At 56.5% G+C, this 19441-nt stretch carries 24 protein-coding genes; 9 read left to right on the forward strand and 15 right to left on the reverse strand.

Annotated features, from left to right (window positions below):
• The first annotated feature begins 3 nt into the window (after positions 1–3).
• The 5 genes from K227x_RS16655 (at position 4) to K227x_RS16675 (ending at position 1453) form a co-directional block, all read left to right on the forward strand.
• Positions 4–237 carry a hypothetical protein gene (locus K227x_RS16655; RefSeq protein WP_145171189.1) on the forward strand — a complete coding sequence of 78 codons (234 nt, stop codon included), beginning with the start codon at positions 4–6 and terminating at the stop codon, positions 235–237.
• Positions 238–477: 240 nt separating this feature from the next.
• Complete coding sequence (locus tag K227x_RS16660; protein WP_145171191.1) at positions 478–663, forward strand: hypothetical protein; 186 nt, start codon at positions 478–480, stop codon at positions 661–663.
• On the forward strand, positions 660–893 hold the full coding sequence (locus K227x_RS16665; RefSeq protein WP_145171193.1) for a hypothetical protein: 234 nt from the start codon (positions 660–662) through the stop codon (positions 891–893). The genes K227x_RS16660 and K227x_RS16665 overlap by 4 nt, the downstream gene beginning before the upstream one ends.
• A gap of 11 nt (positions 894–904) precedes the next feature.
• Positions 905–1120 (forward strand): DUF4314 domain-containing protein, encoded by a 216-nt coding sequence (locus K227x_RS16670; RefSeq protein ID WP_145171195.1) that lies wholly within the window; start codon positions 905–907, stop codon positions 1118–1120.
• Positions 1121–1132: 12 nt separating this feature from the next.
• Entirely contained in the window at positions 1133–1453 is a 321-nt protein-coding gene (locus K227x_RS16675) for a hypothetical protein (RefSeq protein ID WP_145171197.1), read from the forward strand.
• Here the strand turns inward: K227x_RS16675 and K227x_RS16680 are convergent, their stop codons facing one another.
• The 15 genes from K227x_RS16680 to K227x_RS16750 all read right to left on the reverse strand — a co-directional run bounded on the left by K227x_RS16680 (position 1454) and on the right by K227x_RS16750 (position 15380).
• Entirely contained in the window at positions 1454–2764 is a 1311-nt protein-coding gene (locus K227x_RS16680) for a DNA modification methylase (protein WP_145171199.1), read from the reverse strand.
• 105 nt (positions 2765–2869) lie between these two features.
• Positions 2870–3271, reverse strand: coding sequence for an HNH endonuclease (locus K227x_RS16685; RefSeq protein ID WP_145171201.1), 402 nt, complete (start codon positions 3269–3271; stop codon positions 2870–2872).
• 288 nt (positions 3272–3559) lie between these two features.
• Positions 3560–3856: a hypothetical protein gene (locus K227x_RS16690; RefSeq protein WP_145171203.1), complete on the reverse strand. Its 297-nt coding sequence runs from the start codon at positions 3854–3856 to the stop codon at positions 3560–3562.
• A 217-nt stretch (positions 3857–4073) separates the two neighbouring features.
• Complete coding sequence (locus tag K227x_RS16695) at positions 4074–6341, reverse strand: bifunctional DNA primase/polymerase (protein ID WP_145171205.1); 2268 nt, start codon at positions 6339–6341, stop codon at positions 4074–4076.
• Positions 6341–8002 (reverse strand): DEAD/DEAH box helicase, encoded by a 1662-nt coding sequence (locus K227x_RS16700; RefSeq protein ID WP_218933309.1) that lies wholly within the window; start codon positions 8000–8002, stop codon positions 6341–6343. The genes K227x_RS16695 and K227x_RS16700 overlap by 1 nt, the downstream gene beginning before the upstream one ends.
• Positions 8002–8520 (reverse strand): RusA family crossover junction endodeoxyribonuclease, encoded by a 519-nt coding sequence (locus K227x_RS16705; RefSeq protein ID WP_145171209.1) that lies wholly within the window; start codon positions 8518–8520, stop codon positions 8002–8004. The genes K227x_RS16700 and K227x_RS16705 overlap by 1 nt, the downstream gene beginning before the upstream one ends.
• Before the next feature lie 93 nt (positions 8521–8613).
• On the reverse strand, positions 8614–9087 hold the full coding sequence (locus tag K227x_RS16710) for a DUF669 domain-containing protein (RefSeq protein ID WP_145171211.1): 474 nt from the start codon (positions 9085–9087) through the stop codon (positions 8614–8616).
• 55 nt (positions 9088–9142) lie between these two features.
• On the reverse strand, positions 9143–9901 hold the full coding sequence (locus K227x_RS16715; RefSeq protein WP_145171213.1) for an ATP-binding protein: 759 nt from the start codon (positions 9899–9901) through the stop codon (positions 9143–9145).
• Positions 9902–9943: 42 nt separating this feature from the next.
• On the reverse strand, positions 9944–10177 hold the full coding sequence (locus K227x_RS16720; RefSeq protein WP_145171215.1) for a hypothetical protein: 234 nt from the start codon (positions 10175–10177) through the stop codon (positions 9944–9946).
• Positions 10178–10272: 95 nt separating this feature from the next.
• Positions 10273–10887, reverse strand: coding sequence for a sigma factor (locus K227x_RS16725; RefSeq protein WP_218933310.1), 615 nt, complete (start codon positions 10885–10887; stop codon positions 10273–10275).
• 191 nt (positions 10888–11078) lie between these two features.
• Positions 11079–11783 (reverse strand): GNAT family N-acetyltransferase, encoded by a 705-nt coding sequence (locus tag K227x_RS16730; RefSeq protein ID WP_145171219.1) that lies wholly within the window; start codon positions 11781–11783, stop codon positions 11079–11081.
• A gap of 74 nt (positions 11784–11857) precedes the next feature.
• Complete coding sequence (locus K227x_RS16735; protein ID WP_145171221.1) at positions 11858–13009, reverse strand: hypothetical protein; 1152 nt, start codon at positions 13007–13009, stop codon at positions 11858–11860.
• Positions 12975–14174, reverse strand: coding sequence for a hypothetical protein (locus K227x_RS16740; RefSeq protein ID WP_145171223.1), 1200 nt, complete (start codon positions 14172–14174; stop codon positions 12975–12977). The genes K227x_RS16735 and K227x_RS16740 overlap by 35 nt, the downstream gene beginning before the upstream one ends.
• A 106-nt stretch (positions 14175–14280) precedes the next feature.
• Positions 14281–15018: an ImmA/IrrE family metallo-endopeptidase gene (locus K227x_RS16745; RefSeq protein WP_145171225.1), complete on the reverse strand. Its 738-nt coding sequence runs from the start codon at positions 15016–15018 to the stop codon at positions 14281–14283.
• Positions 15015–15380, reverse strand: a complete 366-nt coding sequence (locus tag K227x_RS16750; RefSeq protein ID WP_145171227.1) for a helix-turn-helix domain-containing protein — start codon at positions 15378–15380, stop codon at positions 15015–15017. The genes K227x_RS16745 and K227x_RS16750 overlap by 4 nt, the downstream gene beginning before the upstream one ends.
• 874 nt (positions 15381–16254) lie before the next feature.
• Here K227x_RS16750 and K227x_RS16755 point away from each other — a divergent pair.
• Genes K227x_RS16755 through K227x_RS16770 form a run of 4 tightly spaced genes read left to right on the forward strand, consistent with a single transcriptional unit; the run spans position 16255 to position 19427 of the window.
• Positions 16255–17241: a lipase family protein gene (locus K227x_RS16755; protein WP_218933311.1), complete on the forward strand. Its 987-nt coding sequence runs from the start codon at positions 16255–16257 to the stop codon at positions 17239–17241.
• Position 17242: 1 nt separating this feature from the next.
• The gene (locus K227x_RS16760; RefSeq protein WP_145171231.1) at positions 17243–18187 is read left to right on the forward strand and encodes a nucleotidyltransferase domain-containing protein; all 945 of its coding nucleotides are present in this window, start codon (positions 17243–17245) and stop codon (positions 18185–18187) included.
• Entirely contained in the window at positions 18187–18870 is a 684-nt protein-coding gene (locus K227x_RS31610; protein WP_218933312.1) for a Cap15 family cyclic dinucleotide receptor domain-containing protein, read from the forward strand. The genes K227x_RS16760 and K227x_RS31610 overlap by 1 nt, the downstream gene beginning before the upstream one ends.
• Positions 18861–19427, forward strand: a complete 567-nt coding sequence (locus K227x_RS16770; protein ID WP_145171233.1) for a restriction endonuclease subunit S — start codon at positions 18861–18863, stop codon at positions 19425–19427. The genes K227x_RS31610 and K227x_RS16770 overlap by 10 nt, the downstream gene beginning before the upstream one ends.
• The last annotated feature ends 14 nt before the right edge of the window (positions 19428–19441 follow it).

Below are 19441 nucleotides of genomic sequence, written 5' to 3' on the forward strand. Positions count from 1 at the left end.
GCGATGAAGTTCATTTGCAACGTCCGCCAGGTCACCGACTTGGCCGAAGGAGAAACCGCACCGCCGGATCCCGACATGGGTTACGAACTGCGGTCGATCGCCGGCGACAAGTTTGAAGTCGGCGTGGTGGAATATGTGGTCCGCCGTGGAGACGCGATCTTTGCAAGGACGACGGCCGGCGAAGAGTTCGCGGTCACGGGCAAGAACGCCCACGTTTTGGTGCCGCTCGGCTTCTAGGCCGAACTGCGCCGACAACGCCCGACGTTTGTAGCGTGCGGGCGTTTCGTCGTGAGTGGCGTAACCACGCGGCGCACCCGAACAACGCGACACTCGGCAACGTCGCGGGCAACTGCATTCCGGCGAAAAACATTCAGAAGTTTTGGAATGTTTCGCGGACTTCGCTTGATGTGTCGGCAAACCCATGGCTCATGTGTGGTTGTACGAACGGTTTTCAAACAACGCGAACGGAGAAACGAAATGACGAAGATGCAACCGCAGCGAATGCGATCGGCTGTTGTATTCGCCGATGGCCGGCGAATCGAAGTCGAAGAGCTACTACCTGTGCAAACGATCGTCGCCGATGCGAAACGCGCCGGCGCGGCCAAGGTTGAACTCGAGAACGGCACCGAAATCTATCTCAACGAGAAAGGAGACCAGCAATGAATAAGGTTCAAACGCTTAACGCTCAGCCGATCCAACCCGCACCGGCCTACGAGAACGCTCACCAGATTGCCCGCGACCTGCTGCAACACATCGAGTTGCAACTCGACCGAATGATTCGTCCGAATAACAAGGCATTGCGATGGACGCACGTGCGAGCGTTGAACTTGGTCAACGCTCAGCTTTCGGAAGTCGCCGCGCTGGTCGACGAAACCAACAACGCTCGCAACTAGGAAACAAAACGATGAAAACGAATCTCAAGGCGGGCGATCGCGTGCGGTTGCTTTCGATGACCGACGACCCCGATCCGATTCCCGCCGGCACCACCGGAACGGTGGCCGGCGTCTATCCACAAAGCGATTGGACGCAAGTCGACGTCGACTGGGACAACGGCCGGTCGCTGATGCTTTCCATTCCGCCGGACGTCGTCGAGCGACTGCCGGCCGACCAAACGAACTAAGGAGCAACCACCATGTCCACACGAGCGACGATCGCCGTCCGCCGCCCCGACCGAACGTATGCAGCGGTCTACCTTCACTACGACGGTTACCCCGAACACACCGGAGAAATACTGATGCAAAGCTACCAAACTCAAACCGCCGCCGAGGAACTCGTCTCCTATGGCGACCTTCGATGCCTGAACCGCGAGACCGGCGAGGCCGAACGATTCTCAGACGGCGATCCGCCGGCCAAGTTGCCGACGAACGACTCCCTGATTGATTTCGCAAGGAACTGCGGCGCTCGGTTCGTCTATGTCTTTGACGACGGAGCTTGGTCCTACAAGGAACTCTAGTCACCGCATGTTCTCCTCGCGTGCTCCAACTGGGATCGGCGATTCGCCGGTTCGTTCGAGGATTGCTTTCTTGCCGGTGAAGCGTTGGTAACGATCAACGATCACGTCGCAGTACGGCGGGTCGAGTTCCATCAAGAACGCCTTGCGCCCGGTCTGCTCCGCGCCGATCAAGGTCGATCCGCTGCCGCCGAACAAGTCGAGCACGTTCTCGCCTTTCCGTGACGAGTATTGCATCGCCAAAACCGCGAGTTCGGCGGGCTTGCCGGTGAGGTGTTCAAGTTTCTGCGGCGCGATTTTCTTAACGTGCCACAGGTCAGTCGCGTTGTTCGGGCCGAAGTACTTGTGGCCGGCACCTTCTTTCCAGCCGTAGAACGCCCATTCATGTGCCCCCATGAAATCTTTTCTGGTCATCACGGGGTGTTGTTTGTCCCAGATGATGGCCTGCGAAAAATACAAACCGGCCGCGGCGAGGACCGGTGGGTAGTTGGCGATGTTGGAGAAGCCACCCCAGATGTAAAAGCAACGGCCGGGTTCGAGCACGCGAGTGATGTTGCCAAACCACGCTTTCAACAAACGGTCAAACTCTTCGTCCGAGACGAAGTCGTTGGCGAGCGGTCGATCTTTGGCCCTCATCTTCTTCGGGCCTTCTTTCGTCTTGCCCTTGCCGGCCTCGAACGACGAATTGCCGGCCGCGATCGCGTTTTTGCTTCGCGGTTCCACTTTCACGTTGTACGGTGGATCGGTATTGCAAAGGTGGATCTTTGCACCAGCGAGCAACCGATCGAGGTCTTCGACGCTGGTCGAGTCACCACACATCAGTCGATGGTCGCCAAGAATCCAGAGATCACCTAGCTGCGTGATAGCTTCGTCTGGCGGTTCGGGGATGTCGTCTGGATCCGTCAATCCCTGCGTGACACCGGGATCGAGCAGCTTGGCGAGTTCATCACCATCGAAGCCGAGCAATTCAACATCGAAACCTGATTCTTGTAGTCCGCTGATTTCCAAGGGCAACAGGTCGTAGTCCCACTGCGCGTTCTCGCCCGTTCGGTTATCGGCGATCCGGTACGCCTTCACCGCTTCGGGTTCGAGATCCGTCGCGATGTGAACGGGGACTTCGGCGAGCCCGAGTTTCTTGGCGGCCTTGAACCGTGTATGGCCGACGATGATGACACCGTCGGTATCGACCACGATCGGCTGGCGAAACCCGAACTCGTTGATCGAGAGGATGACGGCATCGACGGCGTCGTCATTAATGCGAGGGTTGTTCTCGTAAGGCTTGATTCGATCAAGCGACCACGTTTCGACCTGCATATTTGCCCTTCCAAGGCGAGAGAATGAAACGGGAAGGGGTGGGTCGGTCGTTGGTTTGCTGGGTGGTTGGTTTGGGATCCGATGCGTTCGGACGGACGTTTACGGTTATTCGGCGAACGCGGTAACTTCACGGCACATTTGGATAAAGTCTTCGTTTGACAAAATCGACTTTGCACGATTGATGTCGCGGTGAAGCACTTGCGTGTTCTCGATGACGTGTTCGCCGCCGTCTCGGACGGGAACGATGTGGTCGAGCGACGCGACTTCGGGAGTAAGCGATCGCCCGGTCAAAGTACATTGGTAACCCTGGTGTTCCAAAAGTTGCATCACGTTCTTCACGTTGATCTTGCCGGTTGGTTTTCCGCCTTGCGGTTTCGCTTCGGCACGTACCGCAGGTTGAACTGCGGCAAGTGGTTGGCCCAATAGTTCCACGTCGTTTTGTCGAGCAACCGAGATTGCCGGCGACTGTTGATCCGGCTTCTCATTCGTTCGGCAGCTTGCTTCCATGTTGTTACCTCTGTTTTCTTTCCGAGATTGGGGTTGAGTCTTCCTTGGCTGGCGATGATTCGCCAACTCTGAACAATGATGTGGGCGCGATAGCTCCACGGATCATCAAGGAGAACGTGATTTCGATGGTCTGCGTTCAGTCGGCTACAGAGATTGCCGGCCTGACGTTGCCAGAGATTTTTCATTTGTTTTACGGCCTCAAATCTATTCGGACACTCGAAACCAACTGTACTGGATAAGGCTGCTGTTCCCGTGGCCCTGACCAGAGAACGAGCCGGCCGGGAGTACCTAAACGTCTCGGGTCAGGCCGCACGCGGCGGCGTCGGTCGCGTCCTCGCGGGCTGCCGCATCGAAGGCGGCATTGGCTTCGATGTTGCGGCGGTGGGCCGACGTGTCGCGGCGCGGGACGAACTCGCCACACCAATCCGTTTCCATCACCGCTGGGAAGATGGCGATGTCCGGGCGTGCCCGACGTTGAGAATTTTTCGGTGTAGCCGGCGGATGACGGCGACACTCACCACCAGCCGACTCTTGAAAAGCGGAATGAACGGGACGAAAGAAACGACAACGCGAACATTGGTCCACAAGCAAAGCTCCAAAGAGGGAAAAAAGAGAAACGTCATGAATGAATCCGTCAGACAGCCCCCTCATGCGTGCAAACGTGTATCGCGGGCGAGTGGGACTGACACACTGACGAATTAGGAGAGAGAGTGTTTTTCTTCGTATATGACGAGCTTTTCACGCACCAAAACCGTCAGCGAATCCGTCAGTTTGACCCTCTGACGTTTGCTGACAGATTCGGTCATTCCAAGCCTGAATCGGTCGTTTGGGTCGCCAACACGTCAGAATCGTCGGCAACATCACTGACGGATTCATTGACGGATTTCTTTGGCAGGTCGGGCACCGTGGTGAGTCGATAGCCCGACGCCGGTTTGGTTCGCGTTTCGATCGTGACCGGCTCGATGTCTTCTTGCTGCATCAGCGTTTGAACGATTTGATCGAAGTCGCTCGCCTTCAACGTCATCGAACGCATCATTTCACGACGAGCCATGGTGTGGTTGGGTCGGTCGGCGAGACGTTTCTTGAATTTCAAGCACTCGGCGTGAAACGGATTCTCGGCGACGTGAACCGATGCGAGGTAGAGCTGCCGGCGCGTTTGATGCAACGAGAACTCGCTGGCCCAACGCACGGCATCAATCGCGATCATGGGCTGAAGATGGTCTTCGCTGACCGCGTAGATCAACGCCAGTTTCTTGGCATGCTCGCACGTCCGACTCCATGCGGCACGAGCGACCTCGTCACCGGCGTCATCGGCCTTGTCGTATTCCACCTCGGTTTGTTCACGCAAATGCGTGATCGCGGCTTCGGCTTCCGGAGTGAATGCGACACGCAGCGGTTTGGGATGGAACTTCATGAAGTTGCCGCTGCCCGGCTCGAAGTCCGCCCACCACTTCGCGATCTCCAAAACCTCCTCGGGAACGTCTCGCGCCGATCCGGGCGTTTGCCCTTTACCACGCTTGCCGACGTCGATGATATTCAGCCGGGCAAAGAACCCGTTGGTCAACATTCGCTTCGATAGCGACTCGTAGAAGTATTGAGGCGTCGCGGTGCCGAACAACGTCAGATGCGGCTGATCGACATGCTGTGCCTCTTTCTGGTTCGCTTTCACGCGGATCGGATAGACATCGCCAGCGGAAGTGTAGAGCGTCAGCAGAATGTTCGGAATCGACTCGCGGCTGTTTTCGCGGTCGAGATTGATCTGCCGCAGAACGCCGTCCATCTCATCATTCTGAAACAACATGCGTCCGCTGCGAACGAGGGCGTCTTGGATGCCTTCGCCCGACGCGAACTTGTCACCGATCGAATTCGCCTCGCCAATCTGGAAGAGGACTTGCGAATTGACCTTTCGAGGAAATTCTTTGCCCGTTCCGCTGCCGGCAAGAGCGAGCAAGTAGAGGTTGGTGCGAAGATCACCGGCCGTCGCGACTTTGCGACCGGCCAGGAACGATTGCAGTGCCATCGCGCCACAGAACGCGAGACCGATATTCGGGTAGGGTGCGTTGGCGAGCGAAAAGTCCATGACGCGGCGAACGAATCCGGGAACTTCAAACAACCGCTCGGGCAACATTCCAGGATCCGCCATGCCTGTGAATTTGGACGGCGGTTTATCCTCTTCGGAAACGGCCACCTTTGTCATCGTCATGAAACCAGACAGATCGACGTCGCTTGCCGTTTCGATCGGACCGTCATCGCGGAGCCAACCAAACGGCCGGTCGTGAGATTTGATGGCGGCCTGGTTGATTTTGTGCTGGAGTTCGCGATCGGACCAAGGCGGCAAACATCGTGGGTTGTAGTCCGCAGCGAGAATCGCCAGGGCACGATCCGGTTCGATGCCAAAACCGTGAACCAGCGCTGTCGCGGCGGCGAACGTTTGCGAGTGACCGCTGCTGCCCGCAATCGCTGGCGGCATGGCGTTCAAGTAGGCAATGGCTCGGGCCTCGACATCACCATCCGACGCAGGCCGCGTCGATGAGGTCGGCTGCTTGATTGATACCGGCACACCACGTTTGACGATCACCGCGTCAGCCAGTGCTTTCACGCACGCAGCCAACATTGGTGCAGGAACGGTTGCGGGTTCAGTGTCGAGGACATCGTACGGTTCGCCTTCGGGATGGATGCTGGGGCCGACGACGGTTTGAGTTCCGGTGGATCGCAGCTCGACAATCATCGAACCGTTATTTGGATCGGCGTGTTTCTCGGTCGTCGCGCCAGCCGCGATGTACCAACGATGCGAACGGGGTGCCGACGGCCGGCCAGTTACTGCCACCGTTGGTGGCAGATATTGATCGGCCAGTTCGATTGCTTCGGGACAATCTAGGTCAACATCAACGATCCAACCGGACGGTTCGCCTAGAATGATGCCGATATTGCTGTTCTCGGGAAGCGCTTCGGGCTTCAATCGCAAATTGGTCCAGTCACGGCGCGACGGCGACTTTGACCGAGGGCGCAGCGGCACGCAGTACCAGCCTCGTTGGCGATAGATCCCAACTTGCTCCCGCACATCGGCCATCAAAAGGGTGCCTCTTCCAATGCCGCGTTCGGAATCTCACCAAGGGTCTGCTTGATGATGCGGTCGTATTTCTGGCCTGAGATTGAGCGGACCGAGAGTGTTTCGGTCGCCGCGAGAAGCCCCGAGCCGGCAATATCAACCGCTTCTTCCGCGTTCGATGGGCAGGGATCAAGGCAGCGCTCACTCCACCATGCTTCAGCTTTTCGTCTCGCGTAGCCGGAGTGCTCGATGCAGATGAACTCGCTTTGCCAACGTTCGAGGCCGATCATGTAGTCGACGCGTAAGCATCTTGGCGCGTCTTCGTCCGCGTCACGTTTGCGATGGATACGATAGATGATGTCTTGGACGTCGTACTCGGTGTCGGTCACTTCGCCAGACAACACGCCGGCTTCGCTAGCCTCGGCGTCGTGGGCTTCGCGCTCGGGTGGCGGAAACGGATGACCGCACTCGGGACAATTGGCATAACCACATGCAACGAGTGCATGGCACTTCTCACACTCTTTCGCTGGTGGGCCTTGATCCGGACGCTTGGCTTTGTCCTTCGGCTTGATCTGGTCGATCGGTCCGTGGCGTTCGATGTTGCCGCCAAAGTCGAGGACGAGGCAGTTTTCCTTGTCGGGATGCAAACGAAAGCCGCGGCCGACGCATTGATAAAGCAATCCGGGCGACATCGTGGGACGCAGCATCACGACGCAATCGACTCGTGGTGCGTCGAACCCGGTGGTGAGGACATTCACGTTGCAGAGGAAACGCAGCGGTTCTGTGCCGAGTAGCGAAGTTGGAGCATCGCCACGAAAGCGGGCCAACAATTCGTCTCGTTCGCCAGCTGGTGTCTCGCCAGTCACGAAACCGCACTCGATACCGTGGTTTACCTGCAACACTTCAACGACACGCCGCCCGTGTGCGACGGACGACGCGAAGATCAGCACTGCCCGGCGGTCGGCCGTCAGTTCGACGATCTCGGCACACGCGGCGGACACGAGGGCGTCGTCGTTGACCAGCGATTCGACCTCTTCGCTGACGAACTCGCCGGCGCGGATATGCAGACCACCGAAATCCGCTCGGTGCACGCCGGCTTTGGAAATGAGTGGACTTAGGTATCCGTCACGGATTAGTTCCTTGATTCCGATCTCGTAGCAGACTTCATTCAGGAAATGGTCCGCCGAGCAGATCATGCCGGAATCGAGGCGGAACGGCGTCGCGGTCAATCCGATCACGCGAACGTGCGGATTGATAACCTTGCAGTCGGCCAGGAACTGCCGATACATGCCGTCGCCCTTCTTTGAAATCAGATGGGCTTCGTCGACGACGATCAAATCGAACGGATCAAGGTCACAGGCTCGTTTGTAGATACTCTGAATGCCGGCGACGAGAACGGGGGTGTTCGTGTCGCGTTTCTTGAGTCCGGCGGAATACAGACCGACCTTGATATCGGGGCACAGACGGCGAACCTTGTCGGCGTTCTGTTCGAGTAGCTCTTTAACGTGAGCCAAGATCAATACGCGACCATTCCATTGCCGGACAGCGTCAGACGCGATCTTCGCCAGAACGAGCGATTTCCCGGCACCGGTCGGTAAAACCGCGACGGGATTATCCTCGCGGCTTCGCAGATGATCGTAGACCGCATCGACGGCGGCTTGTTGATAGGATCGCAGTTTCATCACATCAAATCCCCGTTGTGCCGTTTGCAACCTCGCTCGATCGGCATCGCCGGTGGCAGCAAATCGTTGATGAAAGTGCAGCTCTCGCAGATGCGATTGCCAGGCCCGGTGGAAACAAAGGCCTCGTCGCAACGCAAGCATGAACGAAAGCCGGCTTTCCCGATCGGTGCTGGGATGCGTTGAATGACAACTTCGGCGTTGCCCGCTTTCGGTGCCGGCTCCCGTTTCTCAATCGTCAATCGCACAATCTGGCTATCGTCTTCGTACGCGCCGCCCCACTGCATCGAGTCCAACATCGCCTTCAAGCAATTGTCGACATCTCGCCGGCGTCGATCAGGCGGATAGACGACGATGTCGACGATCAAGTCTCCCGTCAGCGTTTCGATGTTCTTGCGATTCAGAAGCGAGCTGACGGCCGCTCGATATTTCCTGCCTTCCTTGCTGATCAACACGCGATTGCCAACGTGTCGCCAGTAATGATTGACCGAAGGCGGATAGGGCAACGTGAGTCGGATCATGGTGGCTTACTTCGATGTTCAACGAGCGAATAAAAACACCCAGCCAACATTCCATTGCTGACTGGGTGCCGTTTCTTGGAAGCTGTCGGACGGTTAACGCTTCCAAGGCGGGGACCCGGACTGGTCGTCCGTGCCGCTCACTTGCGACGCGGCGATCGGCTGGGAAACAGCGTCTTTCTTCGAGTAGCCCTTCACTTCGTTCTGCAACTCGCCGGTGTCGTTGCGGCGTTTGACTCGCACATGAATCACGCATAGCAAGTTGTGTAAGTCCGCCGAGTCGGTTGGCACCAAGACGCCAACCGACCGGCAGATCGCAGACAACTCCCGCCGGGCGATTTCCACCGCGGTCGCGTTGGGGTTGTCGAGGTTGAGACGCACCCAGAGAAGACGGTTTGCGTACTCGCCCTCCACGATCTGAAACGTCAACTGCAGGTAGTTGCCCGTGCCAGATTTCGTGGGTTTCATTTCGCTGTCGGTGATGACGGCGACGTACTTGCCGGAAGGGATCGGTTCGAGATCGTCGGCTGGTTCGACGGTGTTGGCATCAAAGCCGTTGAGATTTGCCATGGTAAGTCTGTGGTCCTTGGTTTGGAGTCTGTAGAAAGAGAATTGGTTGAGTCGTTCAGTTGGCCGACATCGCTGCCACGAACGCCGCCCACGAGAGCGGCAATTCTTCAGCGATGCCGTAACGATTCTTGGCAACGCAACTGGGCGATCCGTAAGCACGCACGACGCGTTCGCCACCGTCTTTGCCGATCGCATGAGCGATGGTGCGTTTGCGGTTGAAACCTCCGTCTTCGCTTTGCGTTCGCATCTTGCGAGTCGCGAACAAAACGGCGTCGCACCATTCCTTGACGAGGGCCGCAGCGTGCTTATGCAGTCGCGGCGAATAGCGGTCGTAGGGTGAGGATTCGGGATCCTCGAACCGTTCGACTTTGGAATGGGCGATCAAGACCGTCACCATGCCACGCGAACGCAGCACATTGAGCAGGTCGAGCACTTCACGCCACAGAGAGAGGGCGTGCATGTAACCGCGAGCGTACCCGCCATCGACCTTTTCGATCGACTCGACGGCATATTGCTGACAGAGCTTGTCCCAGACGAGACGCTCCAGCCAATCGAGCGAGTCGATCACGACGCTTTCGTAATCGTGCTTCTCATTGACGAGCGTTTTCAGGGCTGCAACGACGTCATCGAGTTTTGTCGCCAGCGGAAAGCGATCGCATTCGATTTCGTCGAGGCCGTCTTCGGTTTGGATGAAGATCGGCTTGGGGGCTTCGCTGCCGAATGTTGACTTGCCGATGCCCTCGACACCGTAGAGCAAAACACGAGGCGGCTTCGATTGCCGGCCGGACTGGATGGTTTCGAGTAAGTTGGTCATGGGTGGGATGGTTCCTTCGTTGAATGGTTTGGATGGCTGGAATTACAGGGTTGGGATCGCTTCGATGTCGAAATTGCCATCGCGATCGCTGGTCACGAGGTAGTGCTTGAAATCAATCTGGGCGACGAACCGTTGGTTGGTTCCCAGTTGCTTGCGGAGCGACTTGCACGCCCCGGTAAAATCTTTCGACGCTTCGTTGAAGCGGTCGGCCGATCGCAAGTAACGGCCGACCGCCAATGAAAGTGCCACACGGCGTTCGATGTCCAAATCACTCATTCGCTAACCTGGTGGATGGGAGGTTTGATGTTCCGACGACCCGTTGGCCGCCCCTGGTTACCTATGCCGTGAATTGGTCGCCCTGTACGCCAATCTCAGAAATTGGCCACGCCGTACTTCTTCAAGTGCTTGGCGATCTCGGCACGCACGGTGTTGAAACGCCGACGCGGCAGGCCAAACTTTTCCATCGTGCTGCTCATCGAATGACAACGCAGGTACTCGCACACCCGCCGCAATTCCGCGGGCATCGTCTGCATCGCGACCTCCAAAGCGTCCGCTTCGTCGATCGCGTCCAGCGGATCGCTGTAAGACGACTGGTTTCGTCGGCCCTGGTCCTCGTCACAGATTTCGCCGCCCAGAGTCGCGAAAGTCTCATCTACCGTGTCGACGGGCGTCTCAAACGATTGCATTTGCACGCCATCTTCGATCGGATGCCGTTTGTGGCGTTTCCTCGATCGCAACAGCTCTCGCACACCCGAGTTGATGACTCGATTGATGAACGTATTCACCTTCGATCTCGCCGGGTCGAAACAGTCGGCTTTCTGGATCAAATACATCAGCAACTCTTGAGCGATGTCTTCGGCGTCACAGTCGCTGAATTCCGGTCGCCGATGGAGTTGCTCGGCCTTGATCCGCGCCGTCTTCATGGCGAAATCGTTGAGAATTTCTTCGCCGAGCCGTTTGCCGTCCGCTAGAGTATTCGCACTCATGGTTGTCTCCGGCTGGAGGCATCCCGTGATGCAAGCGATTCGCACAGACCGCAAAGAAGCTGCGTCGCGACAAGCCATGTCACGAGAAAACGCAGGCGGCCGGCGAGGTTCGTTCGTCACGTCCTCACAGCGAAGACGTGCCGCGACTTCTCAAGTCGCCGAGCGACATTTGGAGTCGCTAAGAAAAGTTTTTAGACACCGATACGGTTGTCGCCCTCTTGATCACGGTCCTCACGCGGTGACCGCGTTGACCGGGATCGCTGACGCTTTTCAATGTCGCGAAACGGACTGGGGGCGTCGTTCCACCAATGCTCCATGACAATTCTTCCGCCAGATGATTCAACCGCAGAAAACCCGACCGCTTGAAAAAACAGCAAGAGGCGAAGATTGGATTCCTCGACCGTGACTTTGATTCGCGTCCGACGTTCTCGGGTCAATCTCGATCGCAGCTCGGAAATCAATTGCCGCCCAAATGAACGCAATTGATACTCTGGTTCAATAAAGATCCGTTCCAACTCGACGTGCTGCTTGTGGAGTTGATAGACCATGGAACCGACAACCACGGGCTTACGGCGGCCGGCACGAGGCAACTCAATCACCATGGCGACTACGTTTCGTTGACTCAGACGACTTTGATAGTCTTCTTTGCACCACGGAGAACAGGTTGCCGCGACATCAATCGCCAAAACGTCCTTCAAGTCTTGATGAATCATCCAACGCACGTGCCCTTCGATTGGCGTTTTTGTGGATGACGGCTTGGACCGCCGTGCGATCCTCGGTCGCGTCACCGGGAAATCAATGCGCAAGGCCGAAGCGATTCCTTGTACTTCCGCGGCCGATAGCCGGATTCCGCGTTCTTGCTTTAACGCTTGTTGGATTCGGTTTCTGAGAGTCATCGTTGTCCTAAGGCTTAAAGTGTTGTTCGTTAGCTCTTGTGGCTTCTTTCGCAGCGAACTTGTTTCCAGATAGTTCACACCAACCAGTCGATGGCGGCGGGCGGTGAATAGATCGGACAAACACCGCGACTGAGGTGCGCTCGCAGATGATCGGCCAGCGGTTTCAATTCCGTGTCGAGTACGTTAAGGGTTCGCTTGATGCCAACCGAAACCGATTGGCTCACTTTCTTGATGTCGCCGACCTCGCGAGGTTTGCCACCCTTGCCCAATACCGATGCGAAGTGCAGGGCCAACTGGTCCTGTTCGGACTGCAGCTTTTCCAGCCAACCTAAATCATGGTTCGCTTTTGCTTCGTCGATCTCGCCCATCAGCTCGTGGTACCGACCGCGGCACTCTTCCACTGCCGCTTCATCCGTCAATTCGCCCGACGATCCAATCAGCTGCCGCTCGTCGATCCCGATACGACTGGCCAACAGCGTGACCGCCGGCACCGCTCGGTTCGGCGTCGCCAACAACCGAGCGATGTAGAGTGGGCCGACATTGTTCTCGAGGTAGGTCTCCTGGCCCTCGAACCGCACCACCCACATCTGGCCTTTCCGATAGAACGCATTGCCCAGCGGAACACTCGACAATGGCAAGACCTGTGCAAAACGCTCCGGTCTCGACTTGATCTGTTTTGAGGAAATCGCAAAAGCCTCAGTGATGCTCAGTCTTCCCGCGAAACCCTCGCCGGGAAGCTCATCGCCAATCAAAATCATTCGCGAAGCACCACTTCGATCGGCCAGACGCGATGCTGACCGGGTCGTGGTCAAAACAATCGGAAACGATTCGCCACCAACTTGAACTTCGCCAATTCGCCACGCCACACCCGGCAACAGTGTTTCCGCCGGGCCGCCGTCCGGCATCGCCGAGGCCAACAATTCCGCAATCGCACGACCATCGACCGCCCATTGCCGCAAGCGATTCTTTTCCACCAGGTCTGCGCCGTCGAACGGGCACACTTCGTAAAACTCAACTCCAGTCAGTCGCGAAACACGAACCACATCGTGGACACTGCACTGTCCGCAAGTTGCGTGCAGCGACATCGACGGTTCGGCCGGCACCAACACGCCGGATCGAACCAGCTCGTCGGGATCGCAGCCACCTAGCAAACGAAGCGTGTCGCAATCCACCAGCGGTTCATCGCCTCGGTCAAGCAACCGAAACAGCGTCACAATCGCTCGCAAGGTCGATCCCCCACTGACGAAGATACTTTTCAGCCAACAAGCGATCTCGCGTCGCCAACGATTTGATGGTGCTACGGTTGGGCCGCGTGATTGACAGGGTGAACTCGTGGCCGTTTTCCATCAGGAATCGCAGATCGACACGCTCGATATGCATGATCGACCGCGGCAAGTTGTCTTGCCGGATGTATCGTTCGATCATGCGTTGAAAACTCGATGGTCCGAAGTCGACGTTCGGATTGAAGTGCAACTTCTCTTTCGAGCCGAGAATCAACACACGAGCCGCCGCGATCACGACCGAGCGTACGGCGTCTTCGGGATCGGTCGGAAACCGAAACTTCGGATCCAACAACACTCCCAACGAGAATGGCTCGGCATCGGGATCTTCCGGCGGCAATTCGATCCCCAAGAACTCGCGAGCAAAGATCTTTTGCAGCGGACCGATCGTCGGTTTTCCGCCGAGCGCGTACACGTCAAGAACGTGATTCGCTTCGTCGTAGGCAAACACATTTTCAAACACGTGCGTTTCGCAAACCCGCTTGAACGCGTTGCCGCCGTCGATAAGCTTCATGAACGTTTTGCGATAGTCGTCCAGGCTCGCGAAGACATAGTGCAGGTTCTCGCAGCGCAGCAAGTACTCAGCCACACATTGCCGGCCGCGACCCTGATGAGCCGAATAGAACGCTGACAAGGCACCAGAGAACGACTTCATGTGCTGGGGCGAGGTTCGAGGTTTCGCGGACGGAAGGTTGATTCGCCGCTGGGAGGATCGCCCGCCAATCACGCGTTCGGCTGCCGCGAAACGCGTGGCCACTTGCCAAACCTCCGGCTTCGACAAATAGGTCAGCATCGCGACGTCATACCGGCTATCGAACCGTTCTAATTCCGCAAGGAAATCATCTTCGCCAATTTGAATAGCTTGTTGAAAGATCGAACGTTGTCCCGACTCAGTCACCATCGAATGCAAGTCACGCAGTAGCAACTCGATCTTCTGTCTCGTCGGCTCGTCCAGCGATTGGTAAGCCTGAAAGATTGGTTCCACGTCCGTTTCGATCGCCTCGGACCAATTCACGTCCATCGGAATCTTCAGTCCGGCAAACATTTCCTCCAGCAAACCGTTGGAAGTCTGCCGCAGAACGCTCCGCGGATTAAACCCAGCTAATGACATCGTCTTTCTCCCCCTCTCGCGAAAACGTACCGTACACTACACACTAAACCTTGAATCCAAAACCAATGCCTCCGATCCGGAGGCATGAACGAACCCTCAAAGCCATTTACTCTGCGAACAAACCGAGATACTCCAATTGAATCCGCATCGCCTCGTCCGACACCGCGAACTGATCCGCCAGCGATTCGCAAAACACCTCACGCATCAAACGAATCGGATCCGGCTGGACCTCGATTCCGTCGGCGTCGATCAAGAAACGAATCGGCTCGATCGCCGGCACAAGTTCTCGAAGCCGACCGTCGCAAATCGGCTCGTCACTGCCGGTTAGCATTCGCCACGCCGGCCTGAGCAACCATTCCGGCATCAGCAAACAACCGGCGAACTCATCGGCTTGTCGTTCGATCAATGGACGAGCGTGATCCTTGCGACAAATCACGTCCGGCATTTCATCGTCACCGTACAACACCGCGTGTCCTGCTTCGTCCAGAAACAGGAACCGGTGCAACTGCCAGTGTGCGATTTCATGGCCGAGCGTGAAGTGATAACGGCCAAGCAGATCCGGAAAGCGATCTGGATTCAGTGCGTCGTCGATCAGAATGTGCCGCCGCGAGAACCAGATCGCACCATGAACGCGACCACCAAGTTGGCTCTGTAGATCCGAGAACCCAAACGTCAGCGGCAACACCGAGGTCGTGACGTCTTCGATTTCGATGGGAGGTTTCATGATCGGCCCGAATCGCTTCGCGTACTCCGCCAGCACCGCGTCGGCCTCGGCAGCGATCTGGCGAGACGACAGCGGCGGCACTTCGATTCCCTGTGCCAACAAATCAACGACCATCGTCATTTCCCCCGCTTTTTCATTTTACGAATCTGTTCTTTGATGACTTCAAATTGTTCTGGTGAAAGCCCAGTCGCCAACCGCATCAGCTCGGGCATGTCTTTAGGGTGTTGGCGGACCATGATATCCACGTCATCCGGCACGCGATCCGCCAGCCGAATCCATTCGTCGGAATCCTCGCCCAACAACTCGGCGATCTTCGTGACACGATCCGCCGTCGGCGGCGCGAAGTGATCCTGTTCGACCTGCGACAGATAAGTTGCCGACACGCCAATCATCTCGGCGAACTTGCGCAGCGTGATCTTCTTCGCCATCCGTTTTTCGCGCAGCACCGCGCCAAACGACTTCGCACCACGAGCCTTTTTCATCGCGCAGGCCTCCCCGCCGAAAAGTTGCCCAAAATCCAATGCATCCAAAGCATGGCAATCTCCATCAACCACTTTCTCTCCCGGAAACCCGCAAAAACACGATCCCCCGGCCCTCGATGTTTATCGTGAACTAAACACTGCAATCATCATATCCCGTGTCCACAAACCCGGACAATCCCCCAATCCGAAATTTTGCTAGCAAAGCCAGTGCCTTGGACATTGAATCCACTGGTAGTGACACGTCTGGTCTTTTGAATGAAAGAAAAGCAAGGATCATTTCAGGCAGCCTTTGACTTGGTTGACCGAGATGGAGTGCACACAGACGTTCACTGTTCATTCAAACCGATACGATGAACCACAAAAGGCACACATCACTGAAAAAAATCACTGCCCAAAGAAACGCAAAAGCAAAAAACTATTGGTAATTACCGATTTCAGCGATCGCGTGCGTGTGCAGCAATCTTTTTGCTGAGGGGTTGTGCAGGGCCTGGGCATCCACTAGATTTCCCCTAATGGATGTCATGAGCGCATGAAAAACGGCTCCGTGCTTGAACACGAAGCCGTCTGCGTTCATGCGGGCTTGGGAGCCCGGATGACCTATTGATAACACCATTCTGACTCCCGAATTCCTGCGGTCAAGGACGGCCGCTCCGTCGCTGGCAACTTCGCTCGCGACGTGTTTCGGTTATCGCGACCACGAGTGGTTGCATAGTTAGGAGTCAGTTTAATGAAGAGTTTTGTTGTTTCGGTGGCAATATTGATGAGTTTGGCCTCGCCAGCGCTCTCTCAGTTCGTTCCACCGCCCGATGGTGTCGTAAGCAAATCAATGCAAGCGGCCTCAGCGTTCCCCTTGCCTGAGCATGCAGCGGAGCGCATGACGCGACCATTCCAGTCGACTGACAGAGATCCCGACTGGAAAGTTGTTCGGTTGATGGCGGAGCTTAGCTTCCTCGCCTACGAGGACAGCATTCCAGCAGTGCAGAATCGCCTTCGCCTCTTTGACCTTGTTCTCGGTGAATTTGTCACAATCGACAACCATCACTTCATTACCGCATGGGATGCGAAGCGTGATGTGCTGATTGTTGCATTTCGCGGCACCGACATCGCTCAACTCGCAGATGTCTGGACGGATTTGGACTACGCCAAGATCAAGACCGACACCGGCGAAGTTCACAAGGGATTCTACAAAGCATCAGAGGCGATGATGCGATCGGTGGTTGCCGCGATCGAGCACCGCGGGCGTCCTCAGCACGTTTGGCTTACTGGGCACAGCCTTGGTGGTGCGATTGCAACTCTGACGATGCGACAGCTTGAATCACGTGGCCACCGCGTTGGCGGGCTCGTGACGTTCGGCCAACCTCGCGTGGGCGATCGAGCGTTCACGGAGGAAATGAATCGCAAACTTGGTTCGCGAATCTTGCGAGTCATCAACGAAGACGATGTTGTCGTGTCGCTTCCGCCGCGTATCCCACTGGTCCTGCCAGCGTACTACAGCGGTGGCAACGCCATTCAATTTTTGGATGGCAAGCTCAAGCAGAGCGGTGGCGTTCGGCTGATGGCAAAGCCACCAATCGACGGTGTCATTGGCGACGGCACGACACCCCAAGTTGACCTCGACTTGCTTGCACCACAGACGCCAAGCGGCAAAGTTCCCCCCGATCCGGAACCGCTCACCGCTGAGCAGTTCGAGGAACTGAAGCAAATACTCAATGATCGCGACGGGAGCGTAGCCGACGAGCAAACCTACGGTGGCCCCCTCGGAGGCCCGATGGATCGACTCGATCTAAAACGCCGCGCGGGCAATCACCCGATGCACCTCTACATCCAGAACATCGAGCGTTTCGCTGCGGAGGGCAAGTAAGATGCAAAATCAACTAGCTTCGTCATCCAGCGTCCATCAGCGACGATCCAAAACGGACTGGGAAAATCGGTTTGCTTCCTGGGCTGCATCGCCGTCTGCGACAGAACAGCAGCGAGCAGAAAATGCGGAAAGCATGATTCGGTCTGCAATTCAAAATAGTCCGAAACTTTCGCAGCGCACGATACGGGTTTTTACCCAAGGCTCGTATCGCAATCGGGTGAATGTCCGCAAAGACAGTGACGTCGATATCGGCGTGCTTTGCTTTGACTCTATCTTTCCGGAGTACCCGGATGAAAACGTGAAGCTGGCCCGGAAGAGCCTAGACGTATCAGCCGTCTACGGCTACGCCCAGTTCAAGAACGAACTTGAAGAAGCACTGGTGGCCAAGTTCGGTCGTCCCGCAGTAAGCCGTGGCTCAAAATCATTCGATGTCTCCGAGACCTCCTATCGAGTCGAAGCAGACGTTGCAGCATTTTTCGAGCACCGACGTTACACCACTGTCAACGATTACCTATCTGGCGTGGAGATGATTCCAGACGATCTCAGGCCCCCGATGATTCGGAACTGGCCTGAGCAGCACTACAGCAACGGTGTGACGAAGAACTCGGCTACATCACGGCGGTTTAAGCGTGTCGTTCGGATTCTCAAGTCGTTGAGTAATGAGATGTCTGCGAATGGAATATCCTCGGCGGGACGCACGCCGAGCTTCCTGGTCGAATGTCTCGTCTGGAATGCGCCCAATGCGAATTTCTTGAACGACTCGTACTGGGCGATGACGCGCAGCGTGCTCGCCTGGCTGTTTAACAACACCAGGACAGATCAATCGTGTAAGCATTGGGGAGAAGTAAGCAACTTGAAGTATCTTTTCAATGCATCGCAGCCCTGGACCAGAGCCGAGGCCCATCGCTTCATTTCTGACGCCTGGGATTACGTGGGGTTCGATTGATGCTAACACGAACCCACGTATCTGCGTTTGTAGGTCTAACGATCGTCGCATGGCTGCTAGCACTTTGGTTGCAGGGGCAGCCAGTGTTGTCCCTTTCCTTCATCCGTCCGTTCGGAATTGTGGTTGGTCTCGTATGTGGGATCGCAGCAGTTTTCAATCGGTGGGCGTGGGCCTGGCCAATTTTCCGAGGCTGGTTCGTAGACAGACCCGATCTCCGGGGAACCTGGGAAGCCACCTTGATTTCCGATTGGACCGACCCAACCACTGGGGAAAAGATCGGCCCAATCACTGGCTACGTCGTCGTTCGCCAAACTCTGGCAAGTCTATCGGTACGGCTTATGACGGTGGAGTCTCGGTCTCACTCAATCTCGCACGGAATCACGAAGGAATCCGACGAGATTTTCAGGATGGCTGTGGTCTATCGCAACGAGCCTGAGATTGAATTGCAGGGTACGAGAAGCGAAATCCATCATGGATCTCTTTGGCTAGAAATTCTTGGCGAAGGACCTGAGTGCATGAAGGGGCACTACTGGACAGATCGTGGTACGCGCGGCGGGATGGAACTTCGCGATCGTATGCGACGGTGCTTTGACTGCTATGAGCATGCCCATGATGCGTTCAGTCGACCCGAAACGTCCTCTGAAAGCGAATCGCATGAAGAGGCCGACGCGACATGCCCTTGATCAGCGACATTGCCGAAGTCCGGATGGGCTATCACTTTCGCGGCCGGGTTCAGGAGGAACCCGGTGGCAATGCGTTGGTGCTGCAGATTCGCGATGTGGATGAAGATGGTCGGTTCGATCCGGAAGCATTGACGCCGATGGAGATTCCGAATTTGCCAAATCACGCACTGTCGGCTGGCGATGCTGTGTTCTTGGCTCGCGGTGCCCGCCGGTATGCGTTTCTGTTTGATGCAGTGAGCCACGACAACATCGTGCCGGCTGGATATTTCATGGTGCTTCGTGCCAATCACGAGCGGGTTCGACCGGGGTATTTGGCTTGGGCGATTAACCAGGATCGGTTCCAGGCCCTAATTGACTCGGTGTCGGCGGGCACGGCAGTGCCTCAGATCACGAAGAGCAATTTGACCAGACTTTCCATCGATGTGCCTGACCTACAGACGCAAGATCGTATCGCCGCGATCGACTCGCTGATGAAACGTGAACGAACACTGATGCAACACCTGACAGACCGGCGGTCCGCATTGCTGCGGGCGGCGGCTCGCGGGGCCGACGACTAATCACTCGGCCGCGC

Origin of the sequence: Rubripirellula lacrimiformis, assembly GCF_007741535.1 — a bacterium.
GTDB lineage: Bacteria > Planctomycetota > Planctomycetia > Pirellulales > Pirellulaceae > Rubripirellula > Rubripirellula lacrimiformis.